The organism is Vreelandella titanicae BH1, assembly GCF_000336575.1.
In the GTDB taxonomy this organism is placed as follows: domain Bacteria; phylum Pseudomonadota; class Gammaproteobacteria; order Pseudomonadales; family Halomonadaceae; genus Vreelandella; species Vreelandella titanicae.
Map to the genome: position 1 here is coordinate 175,140 of NZ_AOPO01000009.1, position 15,439 is coordinate 190,578.

Below are 15,439 nucleotides of genomic sequence, written 5' to 3' on the forward strand. Positions count from 1 at the left end.
TAAGGCGCTTAAATGCACCAATGCAGGGTAAATAAAGGGCAGAGTTAATGCAGTCAAAATTCTCTAATAGCGCCGCACGTGTTACACGGCTGGGGCGCCGAGGGTGCGACTTAATGGAAGCATTGGGTCGAGCTGGCGTGTTTCTATTCCAGTCGGTGGTCGGCGTGCCTTCCCGGGAAGGCTGGCGATTATGGTTGCACCAGATGCACTTTGTGGGCGTGCTTTCGTTAGCCATTGTATTGGTGTCGGGGCTGTTTATCGGCATGGTGCTGGCACTGCAGGGCTATACCATTTTGGTCGATTTCGGGGCTGAGCAGGCGCTGGGACAAATGGTGGCACTGTCGCTATTGAGGGAGTTAGCCCCAGTGGTGGCAGCACTACTGTTTGCTGGCCGGGCGGGATCTGCGCTCACCGCCGAGATCGGTTTAATGAAAGCGACAGAGCAGCTCACCAGCATGGAGATGATCGGTGTTGACCCACTGCGCCGCGTGGTGGCGCCACGCCTATGGGCAGGCTTTGTGTCACTGCCTATTTTAACGGTTGGGTTTAGTGTCGTGGGCATCTGGGGCGGCTACTTGGTGGGCGTGGAGTGGCTAGGCGTCTTCGAGGGCTCTTACTGGAGCAACATGCAGGCCAATGTAGCCTTTATCAGTGATATCGGTAACGGCATGATCAAAAGCGCCGTATTTGCTTTGGTGGTGACCTGGATCGCGGTATTTCAAGGTTATGATTTGGTGCCCACTTCTGAAGGCATTTCCCGCGCTACTACGCGCACGGTGGTGTATTCGTCGCTTGCAGTATTGGGGCTTGATTTTGTGTTGACCGCCATTATGTTTGGCGGCCTTTAATGGCTGGAGCAGTTTCATGAAACGCAGTAAAACCATGGAGTTCGGTGTGGGCCTGTTTATGGTGGCGGGCATTCTGGGGCTGGTGTTCCTCGGCCTACGTGTGAGTGGACTGACGCTCTCAGCGCCCACGCAGTCGTTTCAGTTAGAGGCCAACTTCGCCAATATTGGTAGTTTAAAACCCCGTGCCAGGGTCACCATGGCGGGTGTGACAGTGGGGCGGGTAGAAGCCATTGAGCTGGATACGCAGTGGTTCGATGCGCGGGTCGTTCTTAGCCTGGATAGCGAGCTTGAGGGTCAGCTCTCCAAAGACTCGATTGCCTCGATCCTGACTGCAGGCTTATTAGGTGAGCAGTACATTGGTCTTAGCGTGGGCGGCGACCCTGAAATGCTTGAGGATGGCGATACGATTCGTGACACCCAGTCGGCACTGGTGTTGGAAGAACTTATCCAGCAGTTTGTGTCCAATATGGCAACTAACTAGTGTTTCAAACGGCAGGCACTAATCCAGTGTGATAACGGGCCCAGTGCAATACCGGGTGGGGAGATGATGGTTATGAATGGAGTGAACTTGATGATGGGTCGTTGGTTATTGGTGGTAATGATGATGGCGGCGTTAATGGTGCCACTGCAGTCACAGGCGCAGTCTCAGACACCAGAAGCAATGATTCGCGATAACGTTGAGTCACTGATGTCGGAACTCGAAGGTCGCAAGGATTATTACGCCAATAATCTTAGCGAGCTTGAGGCGTTAGTGGATAGCAACCTCGAACAAGTGGCGGATTTCCGCTATATCGGGGCCAGCGTGATGGGGAACTACTTCCGCAACGCTTCCCCGGAACAGCGCCGTCGTTTTGTCGATGTGTTTCGCCAAACGCTGATTGATACCTATACCCGCGGACTGGTGACGTTTGATTATGATGAGCTGCGGGTGCTGAATGCCCAGCAGGCTCAGCGCTATGACGACCAGGCCAGCGTTGCCATGGAAGTGGTGGCCAATAACGGCAAGGTGTACCCCGTAAGCTATAGCCTGAGACTCTCCGACGGCGAATGGCGGGTGGTTAACGTGATCGTTAACGGTATTAATCTGGGTCTGACGTTCCGCAATCAATTTGACCAAGCCATGCGCGATAACAATCGTGATTATGACGCGGTTATTGAGGGATGGTCACCTGAAGTGGGCGTTGAAGAGCTTGAGCAGGGAGGCGATGCGTGACAGTGCTGTTTTCACGCCCCAGTGTAACGGTTAGTGTAGAAAACACTACCTTGCTGGTGGAAGGTGATGTGGAGGTATCCTTGGCGGCCGATTTGGCCGCCTGTGGTGTTAAATGGCTCAAGCACACCGAGCTAACTTCGCTCAGCTTGGACTTTAGTCGCATTGAGAAGGCTAGCAGCGCTGCCATTAGCGTGCTGTTTGAATGGCTTCGAATTTGTCGGCAGCGCGGTATCCATATCCAAGCCATTCTTTTTTCAGCGCCGCTACGCCGACTTGCCTCCCTGGCTGAGTTGGATGCTTTGATTGATCAGCCTGCGGCTACTCTGGCCATTTAACGCTCCGGCATCGCCAAGCGCACTGCTTTTCTTTATTATGTCGACCCAATTACGTTCATTAATAACGATGACCCCAAAGGAGTTTTCTGCGCCATGCAACCCAACGAGGTAAAAGCACTGCTTGAATCCCGTATCGACGGATGTCAGTTCCATATCCAGGGTGAAGGCTGTAATTTTCAGGTGATTGCGGTTGGCGATGCCTTTGAAGGTCTCTCTCCGGTCAAACGTCAGCAGCTTGTCTACGCTGCGCTGAGCGATGAGATCGCCTCGGGTGCGCTCCACGCTATTAGCATCAAAACGTTTACCCCGGTGCAGTGGCAAACTGCACCGGAAAACGTTCAATAACGGTCGCCCCATGGATAAATTAATCATTACCGGCAATGGGTCGGTAGACGGTGAAGTGTGGGTGAGTGGCGCTAAAAATGCGGCGCTGCCTATTTTATGTGCCAGCCTGTTGGCCGATGGCCCCGTGGTGATTGGTAACTTGCCGCACTTGCAGGATATTACTACCACCTTAGAGCTGCTCGGCCGCATGGGCGTTGAGCCGGTGATGGGCGAAAAACTGAGTATTCAGTTGGATGGCTCCCAAGTCACTCAGTGTCACGCACCGTATGAGCTGGTTAAGAAAATGCGTGCCTCGATACTGGTGTTGGGCCCTCTGCTTGCCCACTTCGGTAAAGCCGATGTATCGCTACCCGGTGGTTGCGCCATTGGCTCGCGCCCGGTGGATTTGCATATTCGCGGTTTAGAAGCCATGGGGGCGGAGATTCGCGTTGAGGCTGGCTATATCCGCGCGCGGGTGGACGGTCGTCTAAAAGGGGCAACTATCTACTTTGATACCGTGACAGTGACCGGTACCGAAAACCTGCTGATGGCGGCGACCCTAGCCGATGGCAAAACCGTTCTGGAAAACGCTGCCCGCGAGCCTGAAATTGTCGACTTGGCTGAGTGCTTGATCAAAATGGGCGCTAAAATCAGCGGTCAAGGCACTGACACCATTACTATCGAAGGCGTCGAAAAACTGCACGGTTGCGAGCACGATGTCATGCCCGACCGTATCGAGACAGGCACCTTTCTAGTTGCCGCCGCCATGACTGGCGGACGGGTGAAGGTCAAGCGCACCCGGGCCGATATCCTGGACGCGGTCATTGCCAAGCTGGAAGAGGCGGGTGCGGAAGTCACCAGTGGTGACGACTGGATCGCCCTGGATATGCACGGCAAGCGGCCTAAGGCGGTGAATATTCGTACTGCGCCTTATCCAGCGTTCCCTACCGATATGCAGGCGCAGTTCGTGGCCATGAACGCAGTGGCCGTGGGGCACTCTCGGGTGGTCGAGACGATCTTCGAAAACCGCTTTATGCATGTTCAAGAGCTTAACCGCATGGGCGCCAATATCGTGCTGGAGGGCAACACCGCCTTGATCGAGGGGGTCGAGAAGCTTTCCGGTGCACCGGTAATGGCAACCGATCTGCGCGCGTCGGCTTCGCTGGTGATTGCGGCCATGATGGCCGAGGGGGAAACTCTAGTAGACCGCATCTATCACATTGACCGTGGCTACGAGTGTATCGAAGAGAAATTGCAGCTGCTGGGTGCGCGCATTCGCCGTATTCCTGGCTAGACCATTTCTACTGAGTCTCTGCTGCTAAGCCCCTGCATGCTAATAACCACTGGGCAACACGATGAGTAAGCAACTGATTTTAGCCCTCTCGAAGGGCCGTATTCTGGAAGAGACGCTGCCACTACTGGCCGATGCGGGTATTACACCTGCAGAGGATTTAAGCAAAAGTCGTAAGCTGCTATTTGATACCAACTTGCCCGACGTAAAACTGGTGATTATCCGTGCCACCGACGTGCCCACCTACGTTCAGCTAGGGGCAGCCGATGTCGGTATCGCAGGTAAAGATGTGCTGCTTGAGCACGGTGTCGAAGGGCTTTATGAGCCGTTGGATTTGGAAATTGCCCGCTGTAAGTTGATGACCGCGGGTGTGACCGGCCAGTTGCCAGCCCGTGCCCGGCGTCGGGTGGCAACGAAATTTGTTAACGTGGCGCGACGCTACTACGCCGAGCAGGGAATTCAGGCTGAGGTGATCAAACTTTATGGCGCTATGGAACTGGCGCCGTTAATGAATCTCGCCGATGAAATTGTCGATATCGTCGATACTGGCAATACCCTGCGGGCGAATGGTATGGAGCCGCGTGAGCTTATTGCCCATATCAGCACCCGGCTGGTGGTGAATAAGGCCGCCATGACCATGAAGCATGAGCGTATTAAGCCGTTACTAGAGCGCTTGGACAGTGCGGTCAAAAAGCGTCAGACCCAGCTTGCCGAATGATGTGAGGTGACCCATGAGTGAACCCATGAGCAAACAGACGACTGCAACGATTTCACGCCTATCGACAAGCGATGATGCCTTTAACCATCGACTTGATGCGCTGTTAGATTGGGAAGGGGTGTCTGACAAAGCGGTGCAGGCGCGGGTCGAAGAAATTCTTGCCAGTGTAAAGCAGCGCGGCGATGCTGCGGTAGTGGAAGCCACGAATCGTTTTGACCGACTTGCGGCTACCTCGATGGACGAATTGCAGTTAACGCCCGAGCAGTTGAAAAGAGCGTTTGATAACTTGCCTGCTGAGCAGCGCGAGGCGCTTTCCAGCGCCGCCGAGCGGATTAAGTGCTACCACGAGCGTCAGAAGCCCAGCTCCTGGCAATACGAAGAAGCAGACGGCACGGTACTGGGGCAGAAAGTTGCCCCCCTGGATCGCGCCGGTATTTATGTTCCTGGCGGCAAAGCTGCCTATCCCTCGTCAGTGCTGATGAATGCGATTCCTGCCCATGTGGCCGGCGTGCGCGAAATCGTTATGGTCGTGCCTACGCCGGATGGCGTGCTCAATGAGTTGGTGCTGGCAGCGGCTCACTTGGCGGGAGTCGACTATGTGTTTACCATCGGCGGCGCTCAGGCCGTAGCCGCCCTTGCCTACGGCACTGAAAGTGTTCCTCGAGTCGATAAAATAGTTGGGCCGGGCAATATTTATGTGGCCACGGCGAAGCGTGCAGTATTTGGTCAGGTGGGAATTGATATGATTGCCGGGCCCTCGGAGATTATGGTGGTTTCCGATGGTCAGACTGATCCCGATTGGCTGGCAATGGATCTATTTTCTCAAGCCGAACACGACGAAGATGCCCAGGCGATCTTGGTGAGCTGGGATGCCGGACACTTAGATGCTGTGGAGTCGGCAATTGAGCGGCTACTGCCGACCTTAGAGCGCAAAGAGATCGTGCGTGAGTCGCTGCGTAAGCGAGGAGCGTTAGTGCTCTGCCAGGACGCCCAAGAAGCGATTACGTTGATTAACCGGATTGCTCCTGAGCACCTGGAGCTTTCGGTGGCTGCCCCCGAGACGTGGTTAGACGATATTCGTCATGCCGGGGCAATCTTTATGGGGCGTTACACCGCCGAGGCGCTGGGTGATTACTGTGCCGGGCCAAATCACGTGCTGCCTACCTCTGGCACGGCGCGCTTCTCTTCACCGTTGGGGGTTTACGATTTCCAGAAGCGCTCTTCGATTATTCACTGCTCCGCAGACGGTGCTTCTGAGCTGGGCAAAATCGCCTCGGTATTGGCGCGAGGTGAATCACTCACCGCCCACGCCCGCTCCGCGGAGTACCGGATTCGCGATTGATACTGCCAATGCGCTTTGCGCTACGCCAGCGCGTTTTGTAAACAGGCTACGAGTCGCGTGGGCCAGGAGTCTCTTCATTAATTGGGATGGTAGGGAGTGGGCGTTCGCCCACTTCGAGGGTCATCTCCAGGCGCTCGCCGCTACGGACGATGGTGAGTGGTAGCGAGGTGCCGGGTGCGATAGAGGCGATTTCACTCATCGTGGTGCGGGCATCCAGAATAGGCTGGCCATTGACAGAGAGAAGCACATCGCCTGGCTCTAGCCCCGCTTCCGCGGCAGGCCCTCCGCTGACGACGCCGGCGACGATCACACCTTGGGGTGTTTGCAATCCAAAGGAGGCCGCCAGTTCCCTGGATAGCGCCTGAGCTTCAATGCCCAGCCAGCCTCGAATCACCCGCCCTTGAGTGACCAGCTCATCGAGAATGCTATGAGCAAGGTTGGCGGGAATTGCAAAGCCAATGCCCTGAGAGCCACCTGAGCGCGAGAAAATAGCCGTATTAATGCCGACCATGGCGCCCTCAGGATTGACCAGCGCGCCACCTGAGTTACCCGGGTTGATAGCCGCATCTGTTTGAATAAAGTCTTCATAGGCGTTTAGCCCTAAATGATTGCGCCCCGTGGCACTAATAATACCCATGGTGACCGTCTGACCGACACCAAAAGGGTTGCCAATAGCGAGCGCTACGTCGCCTACCGCTACGTCGGCTGAGTCTGTGAGTTCAATGACTGGCAAATCGTCCAGGTTAATTCTTAGCACGGCTAAATCACTTTCAGGATCTGTGCCGATCACCTCTGCCAGGGTTTCGCGTCCGTCGCGCAGAGCGACCTGGATTTCATCGGCGCCGTTGATGACGTGGTGATTGGTTAGTACGTAGCCGTCCTCACTGACTATAACGCCAGAGCCCAAGCTTGAGAGCATGCGTTGATGGGTCGTCGCGTCATCTCCCTGGTTATCAAAAAATTGCTGAAAAAATGGATCTGACATCAGTGGGTGCTGGTCGCGCTCAACGATGCGCGATGAGTAGATATTTACTACCGCCGGCGCGGCTTGCTCCACTGCCTGAGCATAGCTGACGGGGCCTTTGTTCCGGGAAAGCGGCGCTGCCTGATGAATTTCAGGCGCAGGGCGACTAGGGTTGGGTTCTACCACTTCTGGTGTCGTCGAGATGACCGGCGCGGCGACTTGGGGGGCTTGAGGCGACGAGTCACGAAACGGGTTGGGTAACTGCTCGGGGAGTGCGAAGAGAATCACCACCGCGAGCAGTACGCCAGTGATAACAGGCCAGAGATAAGGCAGCACGTAGCGTCGCATGCAATCAATTCCTTAACGGGTCAGTCTCGCTGTTCGCGATATAAAGCAGCGAGTTTTACAATGGTTTTATGGTAACACTTTCTTAGCAGCTACCTCACGGGTGCGGTTAAATCAATAAAGGACTCAATATGATTCATCGTGATCAACTAGTAGCGGCTTGTGACCATCAGTTACGTGCGGCAGAGTTTAAAGATTTTACCATTAATGGCTTACAGGTGGCGGGCAGTGAGCACGTCAAGCGCATCATGACCGGTGTTACTGCCTGCCAAGCGCTGCTGGACGAAGCCGTTGCCTGGCAGGCAGATATGGTGCTGGTGCATCACGGTTACTTTTGGAAAAACGAGCCCGTGGCGATTACTGGTATGAAGCAGCGGCGGATTAAAACCCTGCTTGATCATGACATTAGTCTGTTAGCGTATCATCTGCCTCTGGATGCGCATGCCGAGATGGGCAATAACGCGGAGTTAGCCCGTCACTTGGGGTGGAAAGTAGAGGGATGCATTGATGGCGCGCTGGGGGAGGGGCTTTTGTGGTCAGGACGATTACCGCAGCCACACTCAGTCAGTGAGCTGGCAGCGCAAATAGCGCAAACCTTACAGCGCAAGCCGTTGGTCATTGAAGCCCCGCAGGTGGGAAATATTGAGCGCATCGCCTGGTGTACCGGTGGTGCGCAGGACATGATCACCGACGCCTATGAGTCGGGCGCACAGGTATTTGTATCGGGTGAGATATCCGAGCGAACCACTCACCTGGCGAGGGAGATGGGTATTCATTATATCGCCGCCGGGCACCATGCCACTGAACGTTATGGAGTACAGGCGCTGGGCGAGTGGCTAAGCGATGAGTATGGCGTTGAGCACCGCTTTGTGGATATTGATAATCCCGCTTAACGCATTAAATGCCCCGGATCACCGATAACAGAAGCCGGGGCTGATCAATCATTATTAGTAGCGCGGCGGTTGGGGTGTTGCCGCCTCGTTGCTCTTCAAGCCAAAGTCTTCTGACAACGTGCCGCCCTTACCATCCGCGTAGTCACGTGGCGTCGCAGGGGTGCTGGCGTCTGCCGTCGTCTGCTGCTCGCGCGCTGGATCGATACCCGAGAGATCAAGGCTAGGCTGAATAGCAGCGTCGCGAATATCCCACTCCGCGGCGTCCTCTTTCAGTTGAAGCTCAAGCTGGTTGGCTTCATCGCGGATATTGCTTAGGCGTTGATAAATACCCGTTAAATGGCTGCCCACGCTGCTCTTCATCTCGGCAATCTGGTGCTCGCGTTCGAGTAGCTTTTGGCGCATGGAAGCCGCTTCACGCTGGCTTTTGCTGAAGAGGCGATAAGCAACCGCTCCAATGATCAGGCCGACGATAAAACCGATTATGGCAAACGTTAATGGTGAGCTCGCGTCCACAGTGTTCTCCCTGGCGCCTTGAATATAATGATTTAGAGGCTGCATATGCTAGCAGCTTAAGAATCAAACAGGCTGCCATTATAGGCGTCACTCAGCCGGTTGGGTCAATCCGCTCATGCGCTTAGATGTCTCTACAGGTATAATCACAGCCTTCTCAAGGTTGTCAGTAATGTACTGGCGGCTGCCTTACATGCTGTGGGAGGCGAGTGCATGTCATCAATAACTGCGAGTAGGGCATCGTCAAAAACGCGCCCTGCATCGCCTATAGAGCGCTATCGGGCGGACTTGGAGCGCGATGATTTTCAATATGATGCAGCGCAGGAGTTGGCCGTAAAGCATCTACAGCGGCTCTATGATGAGCTGGTCGCTGCGCCAACAACCGTTCCCAAAGCTCTGGTGGCGAATAAAGGGCTCCATAAAGGGTTAAAAGCCAAGGTGGCGGGTTTCATGGGCAAGAAATCCTCATCGGCTGATGAGCCTGTCTTGCCCGATATCCAAGGGCTCTATTTTTGGGGTGGAGTAGGGCGGGGCAAAACCTACTTGGTTGATACCTTTTATGAAGCCTTGCCCTTTCCCGACAAAATGCGCACCCATTTTCACCGCTTTATGCAGCGCGTCCATAACGAGCTGACCCACTACAAAGGTGAAAAGAATCCACTGACCCTAATCGCGGGCAAGTTTGCTACCGAGGCGCGGGTTATTTGCTTTGATGAGTTTTTCGTCAAAGATATTACCGATGCGATGATTCTTGCCAACTTGCTAGAAGCGTTATTTGAGCGCGGAGTGGTATTGGTGGCGACCTCTAATATCGTACCTGATGATTTATATAAAGATGGCCTACAACGGGCGCGCTTTTTGCCAGCCATTGAGCTTGTGAATCGTCATTGTGAGGTGGTTAATGTCGATTCTGGGGTGGATTATCGACTGCGCGCATTGGAGCGTGCGGCCATCTTCTACTCGCCGCTGGATGAAGCGGCTGAGCGCGAACTGTCGCGCAGCTTTCGGGAAATAGCCGGGCACGAAGGCGAGTCACAGGCGTCGCTAGAGGTAAATCACCGTGTGTTGAAAACGCGTCGGCTGCATGATGATGTCGCCTGGTTTGAGTTTCTTGAGCTGTGTGACGGGCCGCGCAGTCAAAATGACTATATTGAACTGGCCAGGGAGTTTCATACAGTGCTGGTTTCCAATGTGAGGCGTATGAATGCCAAGCAGGATGATCAGGCACGCCGCTTCATCAATATGGTCGATGAGTTTTATGATCGTGGCGTCAAACTACTGATGTCCGCGGAAGCGCCGATTGAAGAGCTGTATAGCGATGGCAAGCTAACGTTCGAGTTCCAGCGGACGTTGTCGCGTCTACAAGAGATGCAGTCCAAGGAGTACTTGGCGTTGGCGCATAAGCCTTAAAGCCTGACGGTGTGTCGGCTCAGTAAAAAAGTCACGATACGGCTTAACTTGTCAGTAGCCTTACTGTAGAATGCCGCCTCGCTGCATGTTGCTGGGTTAAACCAGCAACCAAAAAGAATAGGGATGGTGCTTCGCCGTACAACGGTGTAAGTCACCCAATACATTTAATCTGGTGATTTCATCCATGAAGACGTTCAGTGCTAAGCCGCAGTCCGTCCAGCGCGACTGGTATGTAGTCGACGCTACGGACAAAACGCTCGGTCGTCTGGCAACCGAGATTGCTCGCCGCCTACGTGGCAAGCATAAGCCCGAATTTACCCCTCACGTTGATACTGGCGACTACATCGTCGTGATCAACGCAGAGAAAGTCCACGTAACTGGTAATAAGGCGAAGGCTAAAACCTATTACCGCCACACTGGTTACCCGGGCGGTCTGCGCTCTATGACATTCGACAAAATGCTTGATCATGCGCCCGAGCGTATCATTGAGTCTGCCGTTAAAGGTATGTTGCCGAAAGGTCCCTTGGGCCGTGCCATGTACACGAAGTTGAAAGTGTACGCTGGCGACGAGCATCCGCATGCTGCCCAACAGCCGCTTGAACTGAACCTCTGAGGAAATCTTCGCCATGACACAGCAGTATTACGGTACCGGGCGCCGCAAGACTTCCACCGCTCGCGTGTTTATGAAGCCGGGCTCTGGCAAAATTACTGTCAACAACCAAGACCTTGACCTCTACTTTGGTCGTGTTACCGGTCGTATGGTTGTTCGCCAGCCGCTTGAATTGACTGAAACCCTGAACCAGTTTGACATCTTCGTGACTGTCGCTGGTGGTGGTGGTTCTTCTCAAGCTGGTGCGATCCGTCACGGCATTACACGTGCCCTGATGAACTACAATGAAGACCTGCGTCCTTCGCTACGTGCCGCTGGCTACGTAACGCGTGATGCACGTCAAGTTGAACGTAAGAAAGTCGGTCTGCGCAAAGCACGTCGTCGTCCGCAGTTCTCGAAGCGTTAATTTTTACGCTATGCGGAAAAACGCCCAGGTCATCGACCTGGGCGTTTTTTATTGGAATATCAAAAAATTATATTGCTCGTACCACTATGGTCACGAGCGGTTGTTCTTGTGCACAGCGCTTTGTTTTTTTACCATAGAGCGTAATTAATATTCGTCGCCGCAAGACGCCTTTGTGGCGGAACGGGTAAGCTGATGGGAGAAACCTGAAATGGCAGATAACGGCGTAAACAAAGGCCGACGCCGTTTCCTCGTAGGCGCCACCTCCGTTGTGGGTGCGGTAGGTGCTGTCGGGGTAGCGGTACCCTTTGTGGCTTCTTGGCAGCCTAGTGCCAAAGCAAGAGCGGCGGGTGCTCCCGTTCAAGCAGATATTTCCAAGCTTGAGCCTGGGCAGCGTATGACCGTTGAGTGGCGTGGTCGGCCAATATGGATCATTAATCGCACGCCGGAAATGATCGAGCGTACTGAGTCGCTGAGCGGTGAGCAACTGGCCGATCCGGATTCGGAAGAGCCACAACAGCCCGCTTATATCGAGGGTGGATTGCGCTCTATCAAGCCCGAGATTGGGGTGTTGATCGGTATTTGTACTCACCTAGGCTGTTCGCCGTTATTCCGGCCTGAACCCGACGCAGAGGGCGTAGGCGTTGATAACTGGCCGGGTGGTTTCTTCTGCCCATGCCACGGTTCCCGCTTTGATTTGGCTGGTCGCGTATTTAACAACGTTCCTGCGCCGACCAATCTTGAGGTTCCACCCTACCGCTTTGAGAATGACGATATCATTATCGTCGGCGAAGATGAGGAGACTGCCTAATGGGTAATCCGAATAAAGCCAAGGCGGAAAAAGGCCTCATGCGTTGGGTGGATGATCGCTTCCCTGCTACTCAGATGTGGCAAGAGCACCTCTCCAAATATTACGCGCCGAAAAACTTCAATTTCTGGTACTTCTTTGGCTCGTTAGCGCTGCTTGCGCTGGTCAACCAAATCCTCACCGGGGTTTGGTTGACCATGAGCTTTAACCCCTCAGCTGAAGGTGCCTTCGATTCCGTCGAATACATCATGCGTGATGTGGAATGGGGGTGGTTGATTCGCTATATGCACACCACGGGGGCCTCCGCCTTCTTCCTCGTTGTCTATCTGCATATGTTCCGTGGCCTTTTGTACGGTTCTTATAAAGCCCCGCGCGAGTTAGTGTGGGTCTTCGGCATGACTATTTACCTGGTGCTAATGGCGGAAGCCTTTATGGGTTATCTGCTGCCGTGGGGGCAAATGTCCTACTGGGGTGCGCAGGTGATTATCTCGCTGTTCTCAGCGATTCCGGCGATCGGCCCTGACCTGGCACAGTGGGTGCGTGGTGACTTCCTTATTTCAGGCATTACCCTAAACCGCTTCTTTGCACTGCATGTGGTTGCGCTGCCAATCGTTATTCTGGCACTGGTTGTGCTGCACATCATTGCTTTGCATGAGGTGGGCTCGAATAACCCGGACGGCATTGATATCAAGCAGAAGAAGGATGAGGCTGGTGTGCCGTTGGATGGAATTCCTTTCCACCCTTACTACACGGTGAAAGACCTTGTCGGTGTGGCAGTGTTCCTGTTCGTTTTCTGCGTAGTGGTGTTCTACTTCCCCGAAGGTGGTGGCTACTTTATTGAGCGGCCTAACTTTGATCAGGCGAACCCGCTGCAGACACCAGATCACATTGCCCCCGTTTGGTATATGACACCGTTCTACGCCATTCTCCGCGCCATCACCTTCTCGGTCTTTGGTTTAGACGCCAAGTTCCTAGGGGTTATCTTTATGGGCGCGGCGATTGCAATCCTGTTTGTTCTGCCCTGGCTGGATCGTAGCCCCGTGCGCTCTATGCGTTACAAAGGCTGGATGTCGAAAGTCATGCTGCTGCTGTTTGCTATCAGTTTTGTCATCCTGGGTGTTTTAGGTGTGTTGCCATCGACAGAGGGTAGGACACTGCTAGCCCAGGCGTGCACCGTGATCTATTTCGCCTTCTTTGTCTTGATGCCGTTCTACACCAAGCTGGAGAAGACTAAACCCGTTCCGGAAAGGGTGACTGGCTAATGAAAAAGTATCTATTTGGACTCCTTTTCGCCTTAGTGCCAGTAACCGCGATGGCTGCGGGGGGCGCAAGTGTGCCTCACTCGATGGATCCTGATCTGCATGATCAGGCCTCGTTGCAAAATGGCATGAAGCTCTATGTTAACTACTGCATGGGCTGTCACTCGCTTAACTATCAACGCTTTTCGCGTGCGGCAGACGACTTGGGGATGCCTCAGGATTTGGTTGAAGAGAATTTGATTTTCTCGTCAGATTTGGCTTACAACGATCAAATGCATAACGCCATGAACAGCGGTGATGCGGAGGGTTGGTTTGGTGCGCCGCCGCCCGACCTGTCGCTCAAGACGCGTGTGCGTGGGACCGATTGGATTTACTCTTATTTGCTCGGTTTCTACAAAGATCCTAGCCGTCCCACGGGCGTTAACAATACGGTGTTTGACCTAGTGGCAATGCCGAACGTGTTAGAGCCTCTGCAGGGCGTGCAAGAGCTGGTATGTGCTGAAACCGATCACCCGGTAGAAGGGCAAGAACCGGATGCGTTATCGGGCAAGTATCAGTCTTGTAACGTGCTGCAAGTGACCGAACCGGGGGAGCTCGAACCTGCGGAATTTGAGGAGGCGATGTATGATCTTACTAACTTCCTGGCTTATGTAGGTGAGCCCTCCAAGCTTCAAGCACAGGCGCTGGCACCTAAAGTACTGATCTTTATTTTCATTTTTGGTGTGATTGCTTACCTGCTCAAGCGCGAGTACTGGCGAGATATCCACTAATTAGCAGTAGCTGATGGTCAGTGGGGCGCACGGCGTAAGTCGTGCGCCTTTTGCTTGTCAGCATGGCAGTAAAGCAAAGCAAGCTGGCTTCCCCTAAGGTAGCGCTGGCGTGTTATTATCCAAGATTGTTTTGATGTGAGGATGCTTTCATGGGTGTTGTGGCCAAACGGTCGTCGATGATCTTTTACTCAGGCAGTGATGATCATTTCAGTCATCGTGTGCGCATTGTGCTGGCCGAGAAGGGGGTTGCCGTCGACATCGTCGATGTACTCGACGAAAAACCACCGGAAGAGCTGGCAGACCTCAATCCGTACAACAGCGTACCGACGCTGTTAGATCGTGACTTGGTGCTGTATGAGTCCAAAGTTATGATGGAGTACCTGGATGAGCGTTTCCCGCATCCTCCGCTATTGCCTGTTTATCCAGTAGCGCGTGCGCAAAGCCGCCTATGGATGCACCGCATTGAGCGCGAGTGGTGCCCAATGGTCGACCTGATTCGCAGTGGTGGAAAGAAAGAGGCAGATAAAGCGCGTAAAGAGTTGCGTGAAAGTCTGATCGGCATATCGCCAATTTTCGAGGATATGCCTTACTTCATGAGCGAAGAGTTTACGCTGGTGGATTGTTGTTTAGCGCCTGTATTGTGGCGTTTGCCGGAACTCAATATCGAATTGCCCGAGAAGCAGGTTAAGCCGCTGCTGTCCTACATGTCGCGAGTATTCGAGCGTGAAGCGTTCAAGGCATCTTTAAGTGAGCGTGAAAAAGAGATGCGCGCTTGAATTCATTTGGCTCCTTTGTGCTTGATAAGGGCAGGGAGCCTTTCTTGTAAGGAGGAGGGAGTCTAGATGAAATCGAGTCGCCCCTATCTCGCCCGAGCACTCTATGAGTGGTTGCTGGATAATGAGCTAACGCCTTACCTGGTGGTTGATGCTACCTTGCCTGGCGTTGAGGTGCCCCGTCAGTTTGTTCAAAACGGTCAGATCGTTTTGAACGTGGCGCCGACTGCAGTACGTGATCTTTTTATGGAGAATCAGGCGATAGGCTTTAATGCGCGCTTTGGCGGGCAGCCTATGCAGGTAATGATACCGACTCCGGCCTTAATCGCTATTTACGCCCGTGAGAACGGTGCAGGAATGGTCTTTGGTCATGAGCCTGAGCTAGGTGATGGAGCCGACTCTTTTGGCGCTATTGAGGACGAAGAGAAGCCCTCTAGTAAGCCTGAGCTGTCGATCACAGAGCCCGTCTCCGAAAAGAGTGACAGTGACTCAACGGCGTCAGCGGATACGTCTGAAAAAGAGTCTCAAGCTAAGAGCAAGACGAAGAAAAAACCCACCCTGCGGGTCGTTAAATAACACCCTGGGGTGTGCCGCCCACAAAAAAGCCTCGCTTATTAAGCGAG

The 15,439-nt window shown here is 53.8% G+C and carries 19 protein-coding genes; 17 read left to right on the plus strand and 2 right to left on the minus strand.

Going from position 1 to position 15,439, the window contains the following annotated elements:
* The first annotated feature begins 47 nt into the window (after nucleotides 1-47).
* The 8 genes from mlaE (at nucleotide 48) to hisD (ending at nucleotide 6,071) form a co-directional block, all read left to right on the plus strand.
* On the plus strand, nucleotides 48-848 hold the full coding sequence (gene mlaE / locus HALTITAN_RS16450) for a lipid asymmetry maintenance ABC transporter permease subunit MlaE (protein ID WP_035539165.1): 801 nt from the start codon (nucleotides 48-50) through the stop codon (nucleotides 846-848).
* Between the two features lie 16 nt (nucleotides 849-864).
* The gene (gene mlaD, locus HALTITAN_RS16455) at nucleotides 865-1,329 is read left to right on the plus strand and encodes an outer membrane lipid asymmetry maintenance protein MlaD (RefSeq protein WP_022523930.1); all 465 of its coding nucleotides are present in this window, start codon (nucleotides 865-867) and stop codon (nucleotides 1,327-1,329) included.
* 90 nt (nucleotides 1,330-1,419) lie between these two features.
* Entirely contained in the window at nucleotides 1,420-2,061 is a 642-nt protein-coding gene (locus tag HALTITAN_RS16460) for an MlaC/ttg2D family ABC transporter substrate-binding protein (protein ID WP_083868817.1), read from the plus strand.
* Nucleotides 2,058-2,396, plus strand: a complete 339-nt coding sequence (locus tag HALTITAN_RS16465) for an STAS domain-containing protein (protein WP_022523928.1) — start codon at nucleotides 2,058-2,060, stop codon at nucleotides 2,394-2,396. Before HALTITAN_RS16460 ends, HALTITAN_RS16465 begins: the two co-directional genes overlap by 4 nt.
* A gap of 93 nt (nucleotides 2,397-2,489) precedes the next feature.
* On the plus strand, nucleotides 2,490-2,741 hold the full coding sequence (locus tag HALTITAN_RS16470; RefSeq protein ID WP_022523927.1) for a BolA family protein: 252 nt from the start codon (nucleotides 2,490-2,492) through the stop codon (nucleotides 2,739-2,741).
* Between the two features lie 10 nt (nucleotides 2,742-2,751).
* Nucleotides 2,752-4,014 (plus strand): UDP-N-acetylglucosamine 1-carboxyvinyltransferase, encoded by a 1,263-nt coding sequence (gene murA, locus HALTITAN_RS16475; RefSeq protein ID WP_027959090.1) that lies wholly within the window; start codon nucleotides 2,752-2,754, stop codon nucleotides 4,012-4,014.
* Between the two features lie 61 nt (nucleotides 4,015-4,075).
* Entirely contained in the window at nucleotides 4,076-4,729 is a 654-nt protein-coding gene (hisG, locus tag HALTITAN_RS16480; RefSeq protein WP_009287778.1) for an ATP phosphoribosyltransferase, read from the plus strand.
* 25 nt (nucleotides 4,730-4,754) lie between these two features.
* Nucleotides 4,755-6,071, plus strand: coding sequence for a histidinol dehydrogenase (gene hisD / locus HALTITAN_RS16485; RefSeq protein WP_022523924.1), 1,317 nt, complete (start codon nucleotides 4,755-4,757; stop codon nucleotides 6,069-6,071).
* Between the two features lie 46 nt (nucleotides 6,072-6,117).
* Here the strand turns inward: hisD and HALTITAN_RS16490 are convergent, their stop codons facing one another.
* A complete protein-coding gene (locus HALTITAN_RS16490; RefSeq protein WP_022523923.1) occupies nucleotides 6,118-7,383 on the minus strand; it encodes a Do family serine endopeptidase in 1,266 nt (421 codons plus the stop codon).
* A gap of 128 nt (nucleotides 7,384-7,511) precedes the next feature.
* Between HALTITAN_RS16490 and HALTITAN_RS16495 the strand changes: the two genes are divergently transcribed.
* Complete coding sequence (locus HALTITAN_RS16495; protein WP_009287780.1) at nucleotides 7,512-8,273, plus strand: Nif3-like dinuclear metal center hexameric protein; 762 nt, start codon at nucleotides 7,512-7,514, stop codon at nucleotides 8,271-8,273.
* 54 nt (nucleotides 8,274-8,327) lie between these two features.
* On the opposite strand, the gene HALTITAN_RS16500 is transcribed toward HALTITAN_RS16495, so the two are convergent.
* Nucleotides 8,328-8,786, minus strand: a complete 459-nt coding sequence (locus tag HALTITAN_RS16500) for a Z-ring associated ZapG family protein (RefSeq protein ID WP_027959091.1) — start codon at nucleotides 8,784-8,786, stop codon at nucleotides 8,328-8,330.
* A 210-nt stretch (nucleotides 8,787-8,996) separates the two neighbouring features.
* On the opposite strand from HALTITAN_RS16500, the gene zapE reads away from it, so the two are divergent.
* The 8 genes from zapE (at nucleotide 8,997) to HALTITAN_RS16540 (ending at nucleotide 15,392) form a co-directional block, all read left to right on the plus strand.
* A complete protein-coding gene (gene zapE / locus HALTITAN_RS16505) occupies nucleotides 8,997-10,193 on the plus strand; it encodes a cell division protein ZapE (RefSeq protein ID WP_027959092.1) in 1,197 nt (398 codons plus the stop codon).
* A 184-nt stretch (nucleotides 10,194-10,377) separates the two neighbouring features.
* Nucleotides 10,378-10,806 (plus strand): 50S ribosomal protein L13, encoded by a 429-nt coding sequence (rplM, locus tag HALTITAN_RS16510; protein ID WP_022523919.1) that lies wholly within the window; start codon nucleotides 10,378-10,380, stop codon nucleotides 10,804-10,806.
* Nucleotides 10,807-10,819: 13 nt separating this feature from the next.
* On the plus strand, nucleotides 10,820-11,209 hold the full coding sequence (rpsI, locus tag HALTITAN_RS16515; protein ID WP_022523918.1) for a 30S ribosomal protein S9: 390 nt from the start codon (nucleotides 10,820-10,822) through the stop codon (nucleotides 11,207-11,209).
* Between the two features lie 208 nt (nucleotides 11,210-11,417).
* Nucleotides 11,418-12,017: a ubiquinol-cytochrome c reductase iron-sulfur subunit gene (gene petA, locus HALTITAN_RS16520; protein ID WP_022523917.1), complete on the plus strand. Its 600-nt coding sequence runs from the start codon at nucleotides 11,418-11,420 to the stop codon at nucleotides 12,015-12,017.
* Entirely contained in the window at nucleotides 12,017-13,276 is a 1,260-nt protein-coding gene (locus tag HALTITAN_RS16525) for a cytochrome b (protein ID WP_009287783.1), read from the plus strand. Before petA ends, HALTITAN_RS16525 begins: the two co-directional genes overlap by 1 nt.
* Nucleotides 13,276-14,043, plus strand: coding sequence for a cytochrome c1 (locus tag HALTITAN_RS16530; protein ID WP_009287784.1), 768 nt, complete (start codon nucleotides 13,276-13,278; stop codon nucleotides 14,041-14,043). The genes HALTITAN_RS16525 and HALTITAN_RS16530 overlap by 1 nt, the downstream gene beginning before the upstream one ends.
* A 149-nt stretch (nucleotides 14,044-14,192) precedes the next feature.
* Nucleotides 14,193-14,819, plus strand: coding sequence for a stringent starvation protein SspA (gene sspA / locus HALTITAN_RS16535; protein ID WP_007114711.1), 627 nt, complete (start codon nucleotides 14,193-14,195; stop codon nucleotides 14,817-14,819).
* Between the two features lie 66 nt (nucleotides 14,820-14,885).
* Nucleotides 14,886-15,392 (plus strand): ClpXP protease specificity-enhancing factor, encoded by a 507-nt coding sequence (locus tag HALTITAN_RS16540; RefSeq protein ID WP_009287785.1) that lies wholly within the window; start codon nucleotides 14,886-14,888, stop codon nucleotides 15,390-15,392.
* The last annotated feature ends 47 nt before the right edge of the window (nucleotides 15,393-15,439 follow it).

Bases quoted from the DNA above. Each gene is read 5' to 3' on its own strand.
- zapE (WP_027959092.1), top strand. From the start codon at position 8,997: ATGTCATCAATAACTGCGAGTAGGGCATCGTCAAAAACGCGCCCTGCA.
- HALTITAN_RS16540 (WP_009287785.1), top strand. From the start codon at position 14,886: ATGAAATCGAGTCGCCCCTATCTCGCCCGAGCACTCTATGAGTGGTTG.
- murA (WP_027959090.1), top strand. From the start codon at position 2,752: ATGGATAAATTAATCATTACCGGCAATGGGTCGGTAGACGGTGAAGTG.
- hisD (WP_022523924.1), top strand. From the start codon at position 4,755: ATGAGCAAACAGACGACTGCAACGATTTCACGCCTATCGACAAGCGAT.
- sspA (WP_007114711.1), top strand. From the start codon at position 14,193: ATGGGTGTTGTGGCCAAACGGTCGTCGATGATCTTTTACTCAGGCAGT.
- HALTITAN_RS16525 (WP_009287783.1), top strand. From the start codon at position 12,017: ATGGGTAATCCGAATAAAGCCAAGGCGGAAAAAGGCCTCATGCGTTGG.
- HALTITAN_RS16490 (WP_022523923.1), bottom strand. From the start codon at position 7,383: ATGCGACGCTACGTGCTGCCTTATCTCTGGCCTGTTATCACTGGCGTA.
- petA (WP_022523917.1), top strand. From the start codon at position 11,418: ATGGCAGATAACGGCGTAAACAAAGGCCGACGCCGTTTCCTCGTAGGC.
- HALTITAN_RS16495 (WP_009287780.1), top strand. From the start codon at position 7,512: ATGATTCATCGTGATCAACTAGTAGCGGCTTGTGACCATCAGTTACGT.
- mlaD (WP_022523930.1), top strand. From the start codon at position 865: ATGAAACGCAGTAAAACCATGGAGTTCGGTGTGGGCCTGTTTATGGTG.
- rpsI (WP_022523918.1), top strand. From the start codon at position 10,820: ATGACACAGCAGTATTACGGTACCGGGCGCCGCAAGACTTCCACCGCT.
- HALTITAN_RS16470 (WP_022523927.1), top strand. From the start codon at position 2,490: ATGCAACCCAACGAGGTAAAAGCACTGCTTGAATCCCGTATCGACGGA.
- mlaE (WP_035539165.1), top strand. From the start codon at position 48: ATGCAGTCAAAATTCTCTAATAGCGCCGCACGTGTTACACGGCTGGGG.
- hisG (WP_009287778.1), top strand. From the start codon at position 4,076: ATGAGTAAGCAACTGATTTTAGCCCTCTCGAAGGGCCGTATTCTGGAA.
- rplM (WP_022523919.1), top strand. From the start codon at position 10,378: ATGAAGACGTTCAGTGCTAAGCCGCAGTCCGTCCAGCGCGACTGGTAT.
- HALTITAN_RS16460 (WP_083868817.1), top strand. From the start codon at position 1,420: ATGATGGGTCGTTGGTTATTGGTGGTAATGATGATGGCGGCGTTAATG.
- HALTITAN_RS16530 (WP_009287784.1), top strand. From the start codon at position 13,276: ATGAAAAAGTATCTATTTGGACTCCTTTTCGCCTTAGTGCCAGTAACC.